The following is an 18,131-nucleotide window of genomic DNA, read 5'->3' as shown; positions in this document are numbered from 1 at the left end:
ACCTTAGGGTTACGTCTGCTTAACACGCAAAACCCAATATGTAACGTGGAGTTGATGAGCGCAAGGGGAGAGTTGATGCGGGACCGACCGGTGGGCGAAACACGGGCGACGGGGGGCCGCGGGGGCGGAAGCGGGCAGTACGCCGGTGCCGGGGACCTGCTCCAGCTGGTGCGCACCGGCCGTGCCACCACGCGCGGCGCCCTGCAGCAGGTCACCGGACTCTCCCGGGCCACGGTCGGCCAGCGCCTTGACCGGCTGTTCCGTGCGGGCTGGCTCCGGGAGGGCGCCGGCGCCCCGGACACGGCAGGCTCGCCGCTCGGCGGGCGTCCCGCCCTGCGCCTGGAGTTCGACGACACCCACGCGGTGGTCCTCGCCGCCGATCTGGAGACCCGGCACGCCCGCACCGCCCTGCTCGGCCTCACCGGCGAGGTCGTCGCCGAGTCCGTGGGCCCCCTGGCGATCGACGACGGGCCCGAGGCGGTCCTCGGCGAACTGGGCGTCCGCTTCGCCGAGCTGCTGCGCAAGGCCGACCGCGCCCCGGAGACGGTGTGCGGCATCGGGCTCGCGGTGCCGGGCCCGGTGGACAGCGAGACGGGCCGCGTCGTCCAGCCGCCGATCATGCCGGGCTGGGACGGCTACGACATAAGGGGCCGCCTGCGCCGCGCCTTCGCCGAGCGGACGGGCGGCCCCGCGGGCATCCCGGTCCTCGTCGACAACGACGCGAACCTCATGGCGTACGGCGAACAGCGCGTCTCCTACCCGCGGTGCTCGGCCTTCGCCCTGGTCAAGGTCTCCACCGGCATCGGCGCGGGCGTCATCGTCGACGGCGCGGTCTACCGGGGCATCGACGGAGGCGCCGGGGACATCGGCCACATCAGGGTGCCCGAGGGCCCGGAAGGCTCGGCCGCGCTGTGCAAGTGCGGCTCGTACGGCTGCCTTGCCGCCGTGGCCAGCGGCCGTGCGGTGGCCGGGCGGCTGACGGAGGCGGGTGTTCCGGCGGCTTCGGGGGCGGATGTGCGCCGGCTCCTGGAGGCGGGGAACCCCGAGGCGGTGGGGTTCGCGCGGGAGGCGGGGCGACACGTGGGGGAGGTCCTGGCGACCGTCGTCACGCTGCTCAACCCCGGAGTTCTGATGATCGCCGGAGATCTGGCCGGAACTCCTTTCCTCACCGGCGTACGCGAGCTGCTCTACCAGCGGGCCCTGCCCCGCTCCACGGCCCATCTGGAGATCGTCACCTCGCGCCTCGGCGAGCGCGCGGCGCTCGTCGGGGCGGGAACGCTGGTGGTCGAGCACCTGTACGCGCCGCGGCGGGCCGAGGAGAGGCTGGCCGCGCTCGGCGTATGACGGGAGTCCGCGGGAGTCCGGCGGAGAGGTGAGGTGTCCGCGTCGGCGTCCGGATGCTGACATCAGGCCGCTTCAAACGGCGTGATTCTCGCCACCCCTGATAGGGCTTGCGCTCAGATGAGCGATCCTGGGGCGACTGCACTTCTCCAAGGGGTGGCACTCAGTGCCACTGCTCGATCATTCATGAGGTGAACTCACATATGAGATCTGCGCGCTCATGTGAGCGTTTCGCAGGTTCTACGGGGGTTGACCCTTCAAGAGTTGAATGAATGACCGGGCGCTTCGCTACTGCCGAGTTACTTTCGATCTACTGGCGGACGGGTGGTTACAGCCGTATGACGCACAAGTGGACGTACCCAGGCGCCTTCGATCTGGGTATGTTCCTCGCCGTCAGGGCAGCCACCGAGTCCTCGAGGAGTCGAGACCCGTGTCGGAAAACAAAGATCACCACGTAGCGCAGAGCGATGCGAGCGATGCGAGCGATACGGCCGTGAAGTTCGTCTACGACTTCACCGAGGGCAACAGGGACCTCAAGGACCTCCTCGGCGGGAAGGGCGCGAACCTCGCCGAGATGACCAACCTCGGGCTGCCCGTCCCTCCGGGCTTCACCATCACCACCGAGGCCTGCAAGACCTACCTCGCCAGCGGCGAGGAGCCGGTCGAACTGCGCGACGAGGTCAGCGCGCACCTCGACGCCCTTGAGCGGAAGATGGGCAAGAAGCTCGGTCAGGCCAACGACCCGCTGCTCGTCTCGGTCCGCTCGGGCGCCAAGTTCTCGATGCCCGGCATGATGGACACCGTCCTGAACATCGGGCTCTCCGACAAGTCGGTGACGGGCCTCGCCAAGCAGTCCGGCGACGACCGCTTCGCCTGGGACTCCTACCGCCGCCTCATCCAGATGTTCGGCAAGACCGTCATGGACGTCGACGGCGAGCTGTTCGAGGACGCCCTTGAGGCGGCCAAGGCCGCCAAGAAGGTCACGATCGACACCGACCTCGAGGCTGCCGACCTCAAGAAGCTGGTCACGAAGTTCAAGAAGATCGTCAAGACCGAGGCCGGGCGCGACTTCCCGCAGGACCCGCGCGAGCAGATGGACCTCGCGATCCGCTCGGTCTTCGAATCGTGGAACACCGACCGCGCCAAGCTCTACCGCCGCCAGGAGCGCATCCCCGGCGACCTCGGCACCGCGGTCAACATCTGTTCGATGGTCTTCGGCAACCTCGGCCCCGACTCCGGCACGGGCGTCGCGTTCACCCGCGACCCGGCCTCCGGTCACCAGGGCGTGTACGGCGACTACCTGACGAACGCGCAGGGCGAGGACGTGGTGGCGGGCATCCGCAACACCGTCGCGCTCGCCGATCTGGAGCAGATCGACAAGAAGTCGTACGACGAGCTCATGAAGATCATGGAGACCCTTGAGACGCACTACAAGGACCTCTGCGACATCGAGTTCACCATCGAGCGCGGCCAGTTGTGGATGCTGCAGACCCGCGTCGGCAAGCGCACCGCCGGTGCCGCCTTCCGTATCGCGACGCAGCTCGTGGACCAGGGCCTGATCGACGAGGCCGAGGCGCTGCAGCGCGTCAACGGCGCGCAGCTCGCCCAGCTGATGTTCCCGCGCTTCGACGAGACCGCGAAGGTCGAGCAGCTCGGCCGGGGCATCGCCGCGTCACCCGGTGCCGCGGTCGGCAAGGCGGTCTTCGACTCGTACACCGCCATCAAGTGGTCGCGTTCGGGCGAGAAGGTCATCCTCATCCGCCGTGAGACCAACCCGGACGACCTCGACGGCATGATCGCCTGCGAGGGCATCCTCACCTCCCGCGGCGGCAAGACCTCGCACGCCGCCGTCGTCGCCCGCGGCATGGGCAAGACGTGCGTCTGCGGCGCCGAGGACCTGGAGGTCGACACCAAGCGGCGCCGCATGACGGTGGGCGGCACCGTCGTCGAGGAGGGCGACGTCGTCTCCATCGACGGCTCGACGGGCAAGGTGTACCTGGGCGAGGTGCCCGTGGTCCCCTCGCCGGTCGTCGAGTACTTCGAGGGCCGCATGCACGCGGGCGCCGACGACGCCGACGAGCTGGTCGGAGCCGTGCACCGCATCATGGCGTACGCGGACCGAGTACGCCGTCTGCGTGTACGCGCCAACGCCGATAACGCGGAAGACGCTCTCCGGGCCCGCCGCTTCGGCGCCCAGGGCATCGGCCTCTGCCGCACCGAGCACATGTTCCTCGGTGAGCGCCGCGAGATGGTCGAGCGGCTGATCCTCGCCGACGCGGACGAGGAGCGCGAGGAGGCGCTCAAGGAGCTTCTGCCGCTCCAGAAGCGTGACTTCGTGGAGCTCTTCGAGGCGATGGACGGCCTTCCGGTCACCGTGCGTCTCCTGGACCCGCCGCTGCACGAGTTCCTCCCGGACATCACCGAGCTCTCCGTGCGCGTGGCCCTCGCCGAGTCCCGCAAGGACTCCAACGAGAACGACCTGCGTCTCCTCCAGGCCGTGCACCGCCTGCACGAGCAGAACCCGATGCTGGGCCTGCGCGGCGTACGCCTCGGCCTGGTCATCCCCGGCCTCTTCACCATGCAGGTACGGGCCATCGCCGAGGCCGCGGCCGAGCGCAAGAACGCCAAGGGCGACCCGCGCGCGGAGATCATGATTCCGCTCGTCGGTACGGTCCAGGAGCTGGAGATCGTCCGCGAGGAGGCCGAGCAGGTCATCGCGGAGGTCGAGGCGACGACGGGCGTGGCGCTGAAGCTGGCGCTCGGCACCATGATCGAGCTGCCGCGCGCCGCGCTGACGGCGGACCAGATCGCGGAGGCCGCCGAGTTCTTCTCCTTCGGCACGAACGACCTCACGCAGACCGTCTGGGGCTTCTCGCGTGACGACGTGGAGGCGAGCTTCTTCACGGCGTACCTGGAGAAGGGCATCTTCGGGGTCTCCCCCTTCGAGACCATCGACAGGGACGGCGTGGGCAAGCTGGTGAAGGACGCGGTCGCGGCCGGCCGCGCCACGCGCCCCGACCTGAAACTCGGCGTCTGCGGCGAGCACGGCGGCGACCCGGAGTCCGTGCACTTCTTCCACGAGGTGGGCCTGGACTACGTCTCCTGCTCCCCGTTCCGTATCCCGGTGGCCCGCCTGGAGGCAGGCCGCGCGGCATCGGAGTCGGCGGGCAGCGACCACCGGTAGGCCTGATCTCCGGAGCCGACGCCGTGTCCCCGACCCTCACCGATGCGGCATCGGCTCCGGTTCACCAAGAAGGGGCAGCACCCTGTGCGGGGGTGCTGCCCCTTCGGGCTTCCCCCGCCACGCAGGTTGACGACACCCTGAACCCCCCGGCTGCTGAAGCAGCTGTCTGATCGCCCTGGACCGGGCCGCGGATCGTCAGCGGCGCATCCAGATCTTGCCAATGGTGTCCTCGTCGTAGGCCTCACAGCAGACGCCCACGGCCAGGACTTGGGATGTGCCGGGGACGACAGCGAGGCCGGTGATCGTGTGTTCGGAGGCGACCTGTTCGCTCGTCCAGTTCCGGCCGTCGTAGTGGAAGGCCTCCGCGGTGGATGCGGAGGCAAAGATCCCGCCATGCCCGTCGGCGGTGGCACGGGCGAACTCCCCGCCGACGCCGGAGCCGACCACTCTCACCCACCTGTGCCCGTCCCAGCGCACCGCGAGAGGCCCGGCCGCGTCCCCTGTTCGACCCGTGCGGCCGACCGCCCAGAGCTGCGTCGGCGACTGTGCGGCGAGCCCGTCCAGCTCTCCGCTTTGCCACGTGACCGCTGGCGGCAGCGGCACCGTGCGCCAACTCCCGCCGTCCCAGTGCAGGGTTGCCGGTTTGCCCCGATCCTCGCCGACGGCCCAGACGTCCCGAGGCGACAGCGCATGGAGGGCACGCACGCACACCATCGATGGCAGGGCGACGGCCGACCAGCCCGCGGCGGTACGGTGCCGGAGGAACGAACGGCATGTGCCGTTACCGCCCCGCCGCCGGCCCGCCACCCACACATCGCCCGGCCCCGCGACGGTTGCCGCGTCCACCACGGAGTTGGGCTCGCGCCAGGCGAGTGTCCACCGACTGCCGTTCCACCGCGCCCCATGGGCCTCCTGGGCCCGGCCGTCACCGGTCGGCTGCGCGAGTCCGAAGACCCACACGTCGTCCGGCCCCGAGGCTGTCACGACGCGCAGGCTTCCCAGGCCGAGCTGCTCGGGTACCTCGACCTTGGCCCATGTCCCGCCACTCCACCGCATGACAACCGGTTCGGTTCCCTCGTCTCCCACCGCCCAGGCGTCGTGCGCTCCGGTGGCTACCACGTCCTTCAGGGTCCCGGGGTTGCCGGTGTGGCCCATCAGCCGCCACGGTCCGGAGCCGGCCGTCCCGCTCGGACGCGGGCTCTTACCCGTCGCGTGCGTCCCGCCGCCGGGCGTCGCACAACCGCCGACGGTCAGGCCCAGGACCGCGCTGAGCACAGCAACCGCAAAGCGGCGCACTGGCCACACCCCCCTCTTCCGGCTCACCGGCTCATTCTGTTCTCAGCTCGCGGCTTCCTGCTCGGTTCTTCGCGATGTTCCGTGTCTTCCTGGTGCGGGCCGACCCGGCGACCACGGCCAGTACCGCCGGCGACGTCGACCACTCGGCGAGGTGGCGCTGCATCCAGTCCGTGACCTCCGCCAACTCGGCGGCCGTCGGCACGTGGCCGTCCTTGACGGACAGGTAGAACAGCCAGTCCTGGATGCGGCGGCGGATGAACTCGCGGTGCCCCTCCGCCTTGAGCTGGTCGATCTCCGGCAGTAGTTCGTCCGACCACTGCCGGAACTCGTCAGGACCGGTCACTTCATAGGCGATCTCGTCCACGAGGGCGACCACCGCCGTCTTTGCCCCCATCTCGTTGGGGTCGCGCAGGATCGTGGCCACGATCGCGCGGTCCCGGTCGCGGCTCGACGAGGCAGCGGTCACCGAGACGACGCGCAGGTACGCGGACGCTCGCACGTGCTCGTCCGCGACGGCTTCGTCGACGTCCACGTCGACGATGCCGGCCTCCGCGAGCAACTCGGCCACATCGGAATGCAATGTCATCGCTTCATCCCTACTTGCAGGGTTTCTTGCCGGCCTCGGTGGCCTCGCGCTGCTCCTTCGCAGCCCGCTCCTCCGCCTGGCTTCGCTTGCCGAGCTTCCTGACGGCGGTCCTGATCTGCGGCTTGAAATGCTCCACCGCTTGTCGCTGCTTGCTCGAAAGCTCCGGTTGGTTGTGGAGGGGTTTGCCGTTCGGCCCGATCCTGACCTCGCGACCCCCGCCACCGGTGACATGAGCGTGCGCCGGCTTGTCGACGTCGTACTCGTGTACGACGATTTTCACGCCGTTCTTGCTGACGTCGAGGAGGGAAAGGCCGAGGGGGTCGATCCACATGAACGGGTTGGGCACGTAATTGTGCGGCGCGAAGCCACCGGCGAGACCGATCGGGTCCGAGGTGAGGTAGCGGGCGGTTTCGGGGTCGTAGTGCCGGAAGTAGTTGTAGTGCAGCCCCGTCTCGGGGTCGTAGTACTGGCCGGGGAAACGCAGTGGTGTGTAGGCGGTGGCGCTTCGGTTCCAGGCTGTGGTGCCCCAGAGGGTGGTTCTGGTGCGCCAGGCGATGTCGCCCTGTTCGTCGAGGAGTTCGGTCGGGGTGCCGACGAGGTCGGTGACGATGGCGTAGAAGCGGGCGTCCACTTCTTCGTCGGTGAGGTGTCTGCGCTCTGTTTGGGCCAGGGGGCACAGGCCGTCATGGTCCCATGTGAGGGTTACTGATTCCGGTGCGCCCGGGGTGTGGCTCGTCTGTTCGCAAAGGGTCATGTCGTCCCAGGTGAAGTCGGTCTGTTCCGCCACCCCCTGTTCCGTCATGCGCTGTTTGGATATTCGGCGGCCGAGGGGGTCGTAGAGGTAACGCCACCTTGTGCCGTCGGGGGTCACCACGGATGTGAGGCGGTCCTCCGCGTCCCATTCGTAGCGCCAGGTGTCGGGTTTGCGGGACAGGCGGGTCTTCTGGCGCAGGGTGGTGCGGCCTGCTGTGTCGTATGCGTAGCGGACGTTGCCCGCCGCGGTGATGCGGGTTCCGGTGTAGGTGCGGGGGCCTGTTGCCTCTTGGCCCGGCATGGGGGCCGGCCAGGAGGCGTCGGTCTGGTTGCCCGCCGCGTCGTAGGCGTAGGTCTCTGTCCAGCCTGCCGCGTGGACCGCTGTGACGCGGCCTGCCGCGTCCAGGTCGAAGTGCCGCGCGCCGCCCAGCTGGTCCTCCATGCCGGTCAGATGGTCGTCCGCACGGTACGTGTACGCCCGCTGCTGGATACGGGCGTTGGCCGGGCCCAGCAGTTCCTGTTTCGACAGGCGGCCCACGACGTCGTACACGTTCGTCAGTGTCAGGGCCTCGCCGACCGTGCGCGTGAGTTCCCGGCCCGCCTCGTCGTACGTGAACGCCAACCGCCGCCCGGAAGCGGTCAGTTCGGTGCGACGACCTGCCGCGTCGTATGTCCAGGTGCTCGTCGCGCCGGACGGTGTGGTGCGGCCGGTGCGGCGGCCCAACTCGTCGTAGGTGCAGGTAAGGGTGCGGCCGTTGACCGTCTCCGAAAGTAGATTGCCTGACACGTCCCTGGCCAGGGTCAGTGTCACGTCCGGGCTCACCGCCCCGGTGAGGGCGCCTGTCGCGTCGTAGGTGTAGCGCGTGATCGCGGCGCCCGCCACGTTCTGCGTGACCGTCCGGCCCAGCATGTCCCGTTCGAAGGTGATCTCGTCGCCCGCGGCCGTCGTACGGGTCGCCAACTGGCCCGCCGGGTCGTATGTGTACGTCAGTGTGCGGGCGTCGAAGTCCGTCTCCGCCACCAGGCGGCCTGCCGGGTCGTACTCGTAACTCCAGGTCAGTCCCTGCGGGTTGGTGACCTTGCGGAGCTGGAGCTGGGTGTCGTGGTCGAACTCGTGGCGGGCGCCGTCGGGGTCCGTGCGGGCCGCGATCAGGTCGAAGTGCGTGTATTCGTGTGTCGTGGTCGCGCCCATCGCGTCCGTGTGCGAGACGCAGTTGCCCTCGCCGTCGTACGTCCACGACTCCGACGAACCGTCCGCCTCCGTGCGCCGCGCCAGCTTGCCCTCGACCGTCCACTCAAGCCGCGTGGTCGCGCCAGTCGGGTCCGTGATCGCGGCCGGGCGCCCGAAGGCGTCGAGGTCGTAGCGGGTCACCGCGCCCAGCGGGTCGGTGACTTCCAGCGGCAGGCCCGCCGCGTCGCAGCGCCGCTCGGTGGTGTGGCCGAGGGGGTCCGTGATGGTGGACACGGCTCCGGTGGCGTCGTGGGTGAAGTGATGCGTCAGGCCGTCGGGGGCGGTCACGCTGGTGCGGTTGCCGAACTCGTCCCATGCCTGGCGCTGGACGGCGCCGTCCGGGCCGACGATCTCGACCAGCAGGTTGAGGTCGTCGTACACGGCACTGGCGGACGTGCCGTCCGGAGCACGTGTCGCGATCAGATTGCCGTGCTCGTCCCAGGTGTTCTCGGTGCGGTGCCCCAGCGCGTCGGTGCGGGCGAGCAGGTCGTTGCAGCTGTTCCACTCGGTGTGGACGGTGCCGCCCAGCGGGTCCGTCTCGGAGAGGAGCTGTCTGAGGTCGTTGTAGCGGTAGACGGTGGTCTGGCCGAGGGCGTCGGTGTAGCGGGTCTCCCGCTCATCGGGGCGGTACTCGATGGTGCAGGACAGGTGGCCGGCGGTGCTCTCGCCGCGGACGCAGCGGTCTTCGTCGTCGTAGGTGAAGCGGTACCAGGTGTGGTTGCTGTCGGTCCAGGACGTGATGCGGGTCCGGTCGTCGTAGTCAAGACTCAGCCGCGGCCCGGCCGAGTTGTGGACCTCGGCCAGATTGCCGACCTCGTCGTAGCGGTACGCGGCTACCAGCGTGCTGCCGGTGCCGGTGCCGGTGCCGGTACCTGTGCCGGTGCCTGTGCCTGGGGCGAGCAGACGCAGCGCGGTGATGCGGTTGTCGTCGGTGTCCACCTTCAGGTGGTAGCCGCCGGTGTGGCGTATCGCCGTGGGTGCGCCGGTGGCGTCGCGGTCGATGTCGATGCGGTTGCCATTGCGGTCGGTGATGGCTCGCAGGGGCAGGGTTTCGTGTCGTTCTCCGGCAGGGAAGTGGCGGACGTGGCCGGTGTGCGGGTCGGTGGCCGTGACCGTGCCCGCGTCGTCGATGTGCAGTGGCCGGCGGGGACCGTGGGCGGGTAGCACCGGTTCACCGCCGGGCTCGGGGTGGGGGTAGGACAGCAACTGGCCGTCCTCGGTGACGTAGATCAGACCTTGGTCGTCGATCTCGACCCGCTCGTCCAGCGTCGAGGCCCATGAGTCGCCGTACCAGCGGCCCCAGCGGTACGTGGACAGATGCGTGCGCTGGAGGACGAGTGGGAGCAGCCCCGGCAGGGTGATGTCGGTCTGTTCCATGAGCATTTCGCCGGAGATCATGTCGATGGGATCGCCGTTCTTGCAGCGGCCCTTGGCGGGCTTGCTCTTGGCCAGGTCGTCCCCGCCGCGCCGCAGCCCGTTCTTGAGGCCCTTGCCCAGGCCCTTCATCCCGGCCTTGAGCCCCTTCATGCCCTTGGCGAGGCCGCGGAGGGAGGTGAGTCCCTTCATGCCGGGGATGCAGTCGAGGGCGGCGAAGGCGACGTCGAGTAGGCCTGCTTCTCCCTTGGCGTATTTGTTGAGGGTGTCGGCCAGGACGATCAGGGCGGCGATGAGGACGATCGCGCCAAGGATCGGCCCGCCGACGATCATCGCGATGACGCCGAGTACGGCGACGACGACTTTGCAGACGGCGACGATGGTGTCCCAGTTGTCGGTGACCCAGTCCCCGACCTCCTCCCACCACTTACGGTTCTGAATACCCGCGTCGGAAGCCTCTTCCAGCTTCTTCTTCGCCGTGCCCGCCGCGTCCTGACGCATCTTGCGGGCGTCTTCCGCCATCTTCTTCGCGGCGTCGAGGTTGCTCTGCGCGGCGGTGACGTCCGACTTGGCGGCCGTCTGGGCCTTCTCGGCGGAGTTGGCGTTGCGGGTGGCGGCCTTGACCTTGTCCGGGTCCGGTTTCGGGACGTCCTTGCCCGACTTACCTTCGTCGTCCTTGTACTTGTCGGCTTCCTTGCCCGCCCTGTCCATCCAGGAGTCGGCGGAGGTCAGGCGGGACTGGGCGGCGCTGAGGCTGGTCTGGGCCTCGCGGCCCTGGGCCAGGGCCTTGTCGGCGAGGGCTTGGGAGCGTTCCAGCTCCGGCCAGTACGTCGAGAGCGCGTCGCCCGCCATCTCGTAGCTCTTCTTGAGCTTCTTCAACTTACCCGGAGCGTCCTCGAACTCCGCGGTGAAGGACTCCGCCGTCTTACCGGCCCAGGTCAGGATCGCGTCCTCGCCCGCCATCCCCTTGATGTCCCGCAACACTCCCGCGACATCGTCCGCGAAGTCGTGCAAGCTCTTCGCAAGGTGACGAACTCGCTGCGGATCGCCCGGAGTCGGGTCCTTGTCGAGGTCGAGTATGTGCCAGTCGGCCGGACGGTACGACACCGAAACATTCCCCCGTTAAGTCGTTCACTTATGTCCCGAGACGCACCAGAAGATCATCTGGCGGTGTCCGGGCAACGGTATCCGGAGCCCGGGCCCCGCCCCTTCGGCATGTTCGGGCACTCGGGCCAGGGGCTCAGTCCAGCAGGGACGCGGGGTGGGGATGCCCTCGCTCAGCGAGGTTGTGGGCGCCGTGCATCACCGGCTTCGCCGAGTTCGTCCTCAAACGCCGGACGGGCTGAAGCCCCCGCCGGACGGGCTGAAAACCACCTCAGGCCCCCCGCCCCGCAAAGGAAGGGCTGACCTTCGTCAAGCCCTCCGACGCTTCCCAAAGCCGTTCCCCCGCCGTGTCGTTCAGCGTCCACTTCGCTCGCCAGGACTTCGCCGGTGCGCCCTGCCAGCCCAGGAAGCGTGGGCCGGTGAAGGAGTCCGGGCTGACGCCGGGGGCCGTGGCCGCGTACAAGGAAGGGAGCGCGCCCGCCGATGCCGGCTGGGCCAAGGCGCGGTTGCCCAGCCGCATTACGCGTTCGGCCGCCTTGCGGCCCTCCATCTTGGGCGCCGCCGCCTGGAGGTTCGTCTCCGCGTAACCGGGGTGCGCAGCAGCCGCCACGACATCGGAGCCCATGGCCGCGAGGCGCCGTGCGAGCTCGTGGACGAAGAGCAGGTTCGCCGACTTGGAGCGGCCGTAGGCGAGCCAACGCCGGTAGTTGCGCTCGCTGTTGAGGTCGCCCATGTCGATGTTCCCCAGCGCGTGGAACGCGCTGGACACTGTCACGATCCGGGCCCCCGGCGTCCGCAGCAGCCTCGGGAGCAGCAGGCCGGTGAGGGCGAAGTGGCCGAGGTGGTTGACGCCGAACTGTGTCTCGAAGCCGTCCGCAGTCCGCCGGTACGGCAACGCCATCACGCCCGCGTTGTTGATGAGGAGGTCGAGTCCGTCGCCGCCCGCCTCGCTGTCGTACGACGTCGCGAACTCCCGCACCGAGGCAAGATCGCCGAGGTCCAGTTTCCTGAACTCGGCCTCCGCGCCGGGGACGTCCGACCTCAGCTGCTCCAGCGCCCGCGTTCCCCGCTCCCCGCTGCGGCAGGCGAGGACCACGCGGGCGCCACGCCGGGCCAGTTCGCGTGCGGTGACATAGCCGATGCCGCTGTTGGCGCCGGTGACCACGGCCGTGCGGCCACTCTGGTCGGGGATGTCGCTCGCGTTCCAGCCCGTCATGACAGCTCCCTCGGCTTGGGCGCACGCCCGTTCCTACCCGGCGGTAAGTCGGAATGCGAGCCTACGGCAGCGGCTCAGGCGGCGGCACCCCCGTCGATCACCAGATCCGCGCCGACCACCGAAGCCGACTCGTCCGACGCGAGGTACAGCACGGCGGCGGCCACCTCGGCCGTCGACGAGACCCGCCCGAGCGGCGTCGCGGTCTTCATCCGCACCCCGCGCTCGGCCTCGCTCTCGCCCGGGAGCAGCGACATGCCGGTGTCCGACGCGCCGGGGCTGACGGCGTTGATCCGTACGCCGTCCGCCATGTGCTCGGCCGCGGCTCCCTTGGTGAGCGCGGAGACGGCGGCCTTGGTGGTGGCGTAACCGGTGGTTCCGGGGCGGCGGATGTGGGGACCGATGTTGGAGGAGATGTTGACGATCGCCCCGCCGCCCGGCTGCGTACGCATCTGCCGCACCTCGGCCTGGAGCGCGAGCAGTACGCCGGTGACGTTGATGTCCAGCATCGTGCGCCACTCCTCCTCGGGCAGCTCGGCGACCGGCTGCCCGGCGCGCAGGACGCCCGCGTTGTTGACGGCCACGTCCAGCGAGCCGAAGCGCTCGACGGTGGCCTCGACGAGCGCCGCGAGGTCGGCGGAGCGCGAGACGTCGGCGGTGACGGCGAGCGCCGTGCCGCCGGCTTCCTCGATGAGCCCCACGGTCTCCTTGAGCGTGCCTTCGGTGCGCCCGGCGACGACGACGTTCGCGCCCTCGGCGGCGAAGGCGAGCGCCGTGGCCCGGCCGAGACCGGAGCCGCCGCCGGTGACGAGGGCGGTGCGGCCGAAGAAGCGGGTGCGCGGTGCTGCTGAAGTCATGATGCAGGGCTCTTTTCTTGAACGATCGGTTCAGTATGAGGGCATGAAAATGACAGCGCGGTGGCTTCGCGCTTCAGTCGAGCAGCGTCAGTGCCTGCTCCGTCGCGTCCCGCACCCGCGCCGGATCCCGCGAGGCCTTGCCGACCACGCGCAGTCCCTGCATCAAGGTGAGGAGCAGGCGCGCGAGCGCCCGGGGGTCGCGGCCCTGGGGCAGTTCGCCCTGCGCCTGCGCGCGGACGAGCGCGGAGTGGAGCAGCGTCTCCATGTGCTCCCAGCTGCGCTCGACGCAGCGGGCGGCCGGCGCGTCGTGCGGGCCAAGTTCGGCGGCGGTGTTGGTGATGAAACAGCCGTTCAGGCGCGCCTCTTCGGAGGAGGACTCGGCTCCGAAGCGGCGCACCACCGCGCGTACGGCGGGCAGGGCGGGGCCGGGCTGCGAGAGTTCGGCGAGCAGGCGCGGGTCCTGGATCCCCGCGTACCGCTCCAACGCCTTCAGGTACAGCTCGTGCTTGTTGCCGAACGTCGCGTAGATGCTGGCGCGCCCGATGCCGAGCGCCTCCACGAGGTCCGCCATCGACGTCGCCTCGTAGCCGCGCCGCCAGAACAGCTCTAGGGCCGACTGGAGCGCGGCGTCCGGATCGAATTCCTTGGTCCTGGCCACGAGGCGAGAGTAGCCATTTCTGGAACGCTCGGTCAAGTAATGGAGGGGTGGCTAGGCGAGTCGCACCGCGTGTGTCTCCACCGTCACCGAGTCGTCGTCGAGGCACCGGCCCGACTCCAGGTCGAACCGCTGCTTCAGGAGCGGCGAGGCCACGAACGGCCGGCCCTGGTTCGCGCCGAGCAGGCCGCGGGAGAGTACGGCGGCGCCCGTGAACGGGTCCCGGTTGTCGATCGCGTACGCGCGACCCTCGCGGTCGATGAAGAGCGCGGCCTGGCGGCCGTCGGGGAGCAGGGCGGCGATGCCGCGGCCCGGCTGGAGGAGTGCGCGGTCGCAGACCTCGAACCAGTCGTCGGCCAGGCGGAGTTGAATGGTCATCGGGATGCAGCACCTTCCAGGGGTCGGGAGCCGATGGTGAGGAGGGGCAGGTCCGGCTTGATCTGGTCCCGCTCCGGGACGAAGCTCACCGTGGGGTCCGGGACGTCCGGCGCGTTCACGAAGGACACGAACCGCGCGAGCCGCTCGGGGTCGTTGATGGTCTCGGACCACTCGTCGCGGTAGTGCGCGACGTGGTCGGCCATCAGGGCCTCCAGTTCGGAGCAGAGTCCGAGCGAGTCGTGGACGACCACGTCACGTACGTGGTCCAGGCCGCCCTCGATCCGCTCGAGCCAGGTCGAGGTGCGCTCAAGGCGGTCTGCCGTGCGGATGTAGAACATCAGGAACCGGTCGATGAGGCGTACGAGTTCGGCGTCGGACAGATCCTGCGCGAGCAGGTCCGCGTGGCGCGGGGTCGCGCCGCCGTTGCCGCCGACGTAGAGGTTCCAGCCGCTCGACGTGGCGATCACGCCGAAGTCCTTGGACTGGGCCTCCGCGCACTCGCGCGCGCAGCCCGACACGGCCGACTTCAGTTTGTGCGGGGAGCGCAGTCCGCGGTAGCGCAGCTCCAGGTCGATGGCCATGCGCACCGAGTCCTGCACGCCGTAGCGGCACCAGGTCTGTCCGACGCACGACTTCACCGTCCGCAGCGACTTCCCGTACGCGTGACCCGACTCGAACCCCGCGTCCACCAACCGCGTCCAGATCAGCGGCAGTTGCTCGACACGCGCGCCGAACATGTCGATGCGTTGGCCGCCGGTGATCTTCGTGTAGAGCCCGAAGTCCCGCGCCACCTCGCCGATCACGATCAGCTTGTCCGGTGTGATCTCGCCGCCGGGGATGCGCGGCACCACCGAATAGGAGCCGTTCTTCTGGAGGTTGGCCAGGAAGTGGTCGTTGGTGTCCTGGAGGGAGGCCTGCTCGCCTTCGAGTACGTAGCCGTCGGCGCCGATCGTCGGCGCGAGCGAGGCGATGATCGAACCGACCGTCGGCTTGCAGGTCTCGCATCCCTCGGTGCCGCGCGCGGCCTCGCGGCCGTGGGCGTCGATGAGCTGCCGGTAGGAGGTGATGCCCAGGGTGCGGACGATCTCGTACAGCTCCTGGCGGGTCTGGCCGAAGCAGCCGCACAGCCCCTTGTCGACCTCGACGCCCGACGCCTCCAGCTCGTCGTTGACCAGCTGGCCGAGCACCTTCACACAACTGCCGCAGCCCGTACCGGCCTTGGTGCACTTCTTGACCTCGGGCACCGTGGTGCAGCTGTGCTCGGTGACGGCGCCGCGGATCGAGCCCTTGGTGACGTTGTGGCAGGAACAGATGACCGCGGAGTCCGGCAACGCGGACGGGCCGAGCGCCACCGGACCTGCCGCGCCCGCGGGCAGCACCAGCTGCTCGGGCGAGATGGGCGGCACGCTGCCGGTCAGCGGACGCAGTACGCCGTACGACTCCACGTCGCCGACCAGGACACCGCCGAGCAGCTCGCCGCCGGTGCCGATGACCAGCTTCTTGTACGTTCCCGAGCGCGAGTCCGAGTAGACGACGTCCAGGCAGTCGGGGGTCGCGCCGTGCGCGTCACCGAAGGAGGCGACGCCCACGCCGAGCAGCTTCAGCTTGGTCGACAGGTCGGCGCCGGTGAAGCTCGACTCCTCCGTGGCGATGGCGGCGGCCACCGTCTCGGCCATCTCGTATCCGGGGGCGACGAGACCGTAGACCCGGCCGTCCGACGCCTGCGCGCACTCGCCGATCGCGTACACGTCCGGGTCGCTGGTGCGGCACTGCTCGTCGACGGTGATGCCGCCGCGCTCGCCGACCGAAAGGCCGCTCTCGCGGGCGAGTTGGTCGCGCGGACGCACACCGGCGGAGAACACGACGAGGTCGGTGGCGATCTCGCCGCCGTCCGACAGCTTCATCCCGCTGACGGCGCCGTCGGTGGCGATGATCTCCTGGGTGCCGACGCCCGTGTGCACGGTCAGGCCCATGTCGGTGATGGTGCGCAGGAGCGCGGCGCCGCCGCCCTCGTCGACCTGCACCGGCATCAGGCGCGGCGCGAACTCCACGACGTGCGTGTCGAGTCCGAGGCCGCGCAGCGCGCCCGCCGCCTCAAGGCCGAGCAGCCCGCCGCCGACGACGGCGCCGGTCGTGGCGTACGTCTTCGCGTACTCCTCGATGGCGAGCAGGTCCTCGATCGTGCGGTAGACGAAGCAGCCGGTGGTGTCCTTGCCGGGCACCGGCGGCACGAAGGGGAAGGAGCCGGTCGCGAGGACGAGGGTGTCGTACGCGATGGTCTCCCCGGAACGCGCGGTGACGGTCTTCGCCTCGCGGTCGATGGTGTCGGCGGGGTCGCCGACCCGCAGGTCGATCCCGTGCTCGGCGATGAACTCCGGGTCGGTGAGGGAGAGGTCGTCGGGCGTGCGGCCCGAGAAGTACGAGGTGAGCTGTACGCGGTCGTACGCGGGCCGAGGCTCCTCGCACAGGACGATCACGCGGTGCGTGGCGGTGAGGCCGCGGGTGGCGAGGGCCTCAAGGAAGCGCTGGCCGACCATGCCGTGCCCGACGAGGACGATGGTGTTGTCGCGCGCGCTGTGGCGTGGGGTGTCCGTGGGCATCTCAGAGGCCTCCGTCGTGGGTGAGCAGGTGGAGCAGGGGGCTGCCGTCGTCGGGCAGCGGGTCGTCGGCCTCCCAGGCGCGGGCGAGCGCGCCGACGGCGGTGAGTTCGCCGAGCAGTACGCCGCCCACGAGTCGGTCGCCGCGCACGATGACCTTGCGGTACGTGCCACGGGTGGCGTCGGCGAGCTGGACGACGTCGTCGTCGGGCCGGGGCTCGGGGTCACCGAAAGCCGCCAGGTCCAGGGGAGAGGACCCGGCGAGATCGGAGGTGTGCAGGGTGAGACGGGTGAGGGCGCGGGTGCCGGAGTAGGGGCGGGCGTCCTGCGGGGAGATCAGGGCGTCCGCGAGGGCCTCGGCCTGTTCGAGCGCGGGCGCCGCCAGGCAGCGGGCCTCGCCCGAGTGCTCGGCGCAGTCGCCGATGGCGCGGATGTCCGGGTCCGATGTGCGCAGCTCGTCGTCGACGACGATGCCGCGGCGGATGTCGAGCCCGGCGGCCTGGGCGAGGCCGGTGCGGGGGCGGACGCCGCAGGCCAGGACGGTGAGGTCGGTGCCGAGTACGTACCCGTCGGCGAGCTCCACCGACCGTACGGCCCCGTCGACCTGCCGCACGCCGCGGACGCGGCACTCGGTGTGCACTTCCACCCCGAGCGAGACGAGGTGCTGGTGCACCAACTCGCTTGCCGCCGGGTCGAGTTGGCGCTCCATGAGCCGGTCGCCCTGCTGGGTGAGGACGACCTGGGCACCGCGGACGGCGAGCGCGCGGGCCGCCGAGACGCCGAGCAGCCCGCCGCCGATGACGACGACGCGGGTGCCGGGCCGCACGGCCTCGGACAGGGCGAGACAGTCGTCCATGGTCCGAAAGGCGTGCACGCCGCGCGGCAGGTCGGTGGCGCCGGGTTCGAAGAGGCCGCGCAGGGGCGGGAGCACGGGGTTGGAGCCGGTCGCGAGGACGAGCGTTTTGTACGGTACGACGCTGCCGTCGGCGCAGTGCACCAGGCGGTCCGCCCGGTCGATGCGGACGGCGCGGGTGCGGAGGAACTCGCCGGGTACGGGAGGCAGGCCGATGACCTCGGGCCCGTACCGTCCGGCGAGTACGTCGGCGAGGAGCACGCGGTTGTAGGGCGCGTGCGACTCCTCCCCGATGAGCAGGGCGTCCTCGCCGCTGCCCGCCAGCCGCTGGGCGACCCGCACACCGGCGAGTCCGCCGCCGATCACCACCACGCGGGGGGTGGCCCGGGGGCGGGGGCTCGGGCTCGGGGCCGTGGCCGGGGTCGATGAGGTCATGTACGAGAGCGTGCGGGGGCGGTGTTACCCGTCCGCATCCTGACTGTTTCCCGGGGGGAACGCTGCGCTCAGCGGGGGTGGGGCTGGGCTGTGAGGGTTCTGGCCGGGGGCCTTGGGGGGTTGGGGGGGGGCGCGTCCACTGGCTGGGGGTTGGCTGGTTGCCCCGGGGCTGCCGTGTACCGAAAAGCCTTTCCCGCCCACCCACCCGATTGCCCCGCATTGCCCCGCATCCACGTCTGATTGCCCGCAGCGCGAATGCCGTGGCTTAACCCCC

Annotated in this window: 11 protein-coding genes; 2 read left to right on the top strand and 9 right to left on the bottom strand. The window is 70.1% G+C overall.

Features of this window, described 5'->3' with window-relative positions; translation table 11 throughout:
• Nucleotides 1-75: 75 nt before the first annotated feature.
• Together ACGFX9_RS03910 and ppdK are read left to right on the top strand one after the other, a co-directional pair.
• The gene (locus tag ACGFX9_RS03910; RefSeq protein ID WP_393465610.1) at nucleotides 76-1,344 is read left to right on the top strand and encodes an ROK family protein; all 1,269 of its coding nucleotides are present in this window, start codon (nucleotides 76-78) and stop codon (nucleotides 1,342-1,344) included.
• 427 nt (nucleotides 1,345-1,771) lie between these two features.
• Nucleotides 1,772-4,525 (top strand): pyruvate, phosphate dikinase, encoded by a 2,754-nt coding sequence (gene ppdK / locus ACGFX9_RS03905; protein WP_393464113.1) that lies wholly within the window; start codon nucleotides 1,772-1,774, stop codon nucleotides 4,523-4,525.
• Between the two features lie 195 nt (nucleotides 4,526-4,720).
• Here ppdK and ACGFX9_RS03900 read toward each other — a convergent pair whose 3' ends face one another.
• The 9 genes from ACGFX9_RS03900 to ACGFX9_RS03860 all read right to left on the bottom strand — a co-directional run bounded on the left by ACGFX9_RS03900 (nucleotide 4,721) and on the right by ACGFX9_RS03860 (nucleotide 17,857).
• The gene (locus ACGFX9_RS03900) at nucleotides 4,721-5,821 is read right to left on the bottom strand and encodes a hypothetical protein (protein ID WP_393464110.1); all 1,101 of its coding nucleotides are present in this window, start codon (nucleotides 5,819-5,821) and stop codon (nucleotides 4,721-4,723) included.
• Nucleotides 5,822-5,852: 31 nt separating this feature from the next.
• A complete protein-coding gene (locus tag ACGFX9_RS03895; RefSeq protein ID WP_393464107.1) occupies nucleotides 5,853-6,407 on the bottom strand; it encodes a hypothetical protein in 555 nt (184 codons plus the stop codon).
• A gap of 10 nt (nucleotides 6,408-6,417) precedes the next feature.
• Nucleotides 6,418-10,872 carry an RHS repeat-associated core domain-containing protein gene (locus ACGFX9_RS03890; RefSeq protein WP_393464104.1) on the bottom strand — a complete coding sequence of 1,485 codons (4,455 nt, stop codon included), beginning with the start codon at nucleotides 10,870-10,872 and terminating at the stop codon, nucleotides 6,418-6,420.
• A gap of 268 nt (nucleotides 10,873-11,140) precedes the next feature.
• Complete coding sequence (locus ACGFX9_RS03885) at nucleotides 11,141-12,085, bottom strand: oxidoreductase (RefSeq protein WP_393464101.1); 945 nt, start codon at nucleotides 12,083-12,085, stop codon at nucleotides 11,141-11,143.
• 74 nt (nucleotides 12,086-12,159) lie between these two features.
• Entirely contained in the window at nucleotides 12,160-12,939 is a 780-nt protein-coding gene (locus ACGFX9_RS03880; protein WP_393464098.1) for an SDR family NAD(P)-dependent oxidoreductase, read from the bottom strand.
• A 73-nt stretch (nucleotides 12,940-13,012) separates the two neighbouring features.
• Nucleotides 13,013-13,597: a TetR/AcrR family transcriptional regulator gene (locus ACGFX9_RS03875; protein WP_393464095.1), complete on the bottom strand. Its 585-nt coding sequence runs from the start codon at nucleotides 13,595-13,597 to the stop codon at nucleotides 13,013-13,015.
• A 51-nt stretch (nucleotides 13,598-13,648) separates the two neighbouring features.
• A complete protein-coding gene (gene nirD / locus ACGFX9_RS03870; RefSeq protein ID WP_393464092.1) occupies nucleotides 13,649-13,972 on the bottom strand; it encodes a nitrite reductase small subunit NirD in 324 nt (107 codons plus the stop codon).
• Nucleotides 13,969-16,572, bottom strand: coding sequence for a nitrite reductase large subunit NirB (gene nirB, locus ACGFX9_RS03865; protein WP_393464089.1), 2,604 nt, complete (start codon nucleotides 16,570-16,572; stop codon nucleotides 13,969-13,971). The genes nirD and nirB overlap by 4 nt, the downstream gene beginning before the upstream one ends.
• A gap of 1 nt (nucleotide 16,573) precedes the next feature.
• Nucleotides 16,574-17,857, bottom strand: coding sequence for an NAD(P)/FAD-dependent oxidoreductase (locus ACGFX9_RS03860; RefSeq protein WP_393464086.1), 1,284 nt, complete (start codon nucleotides 17,855-17,857; stop codon nucleotides 16,574-16,576).
• Nucleotides 17,858-18,131 lie beyond the last annotated feature (274 nt).

It is taken from the genome of Streptomyces sp. NPDC048436, from assembly GCF_043200355.1.
Taxonomy (GTDB): domain Bacteria; phylum Actinomycetota; class Actinomycetes; order Streptomycetales; family Streptomycetaceae; genus Streptomyces.
The sequence above is the reverse complement of the archived record's forward strand: the minus strand, read 5'-3'. Positions and strand labels throughout refer to the sequence as shown.

Excerpts from the sequence above, each read along its gene's own strand:
- ACGFX9_RS03910 (WP_393465610.1), top strand. The coding sequence starts at position 76 with ATGCGGGACCGACCGGTGGGCGAAACACGGGCGACGGGGGGCCGCGGG.
- ACGFX9_RS03895 (WP_393464107.1), bottom strand. The coding sequence starts at position 6,407 with ATGACATTGCATTCCGATGTGGCCGAGTTGCTCGCGGAGGCCGGCATC.
- nirD (WP_393464092.1), bottom strand. The coding sequence starts at position 13,972 with ATGACCATTCAACTCCGCCTGGCCGACGACTGGTTCGAGGTCTGCGAC.
- nirB (WP_393464089.1), bottom strand. The coding sequence starts at position 16,572 with ATGCCCACGGACACCCCACGCCACAGCGCGCGCGACAACACCATCGTC.
- ACGFX9_RS03860 (WP_393464086.1), bottom strand. The coding sequence starts at position 17,857 with ATGACCTCATCGACCCCGGCCACGGCCCCGAGCCCGAGCCCCCGCCCC.
- ACGFX9_RS03885 (WP_393464101.1), bottom strand. The coding sequence starts at position 12,085 with ATGACGGGCTGGAACGCGAGCGACATCCCCGACCAGAGTGGCCGCACG.
- ACGFX9_RS03880 (WP_393464098.1), bottom strand. The coding sequence starts at position 12,939 with ATGACTTCAGCAGCACCGCGCACCCGCTTCTTCGGCCGCACCGCCCTC.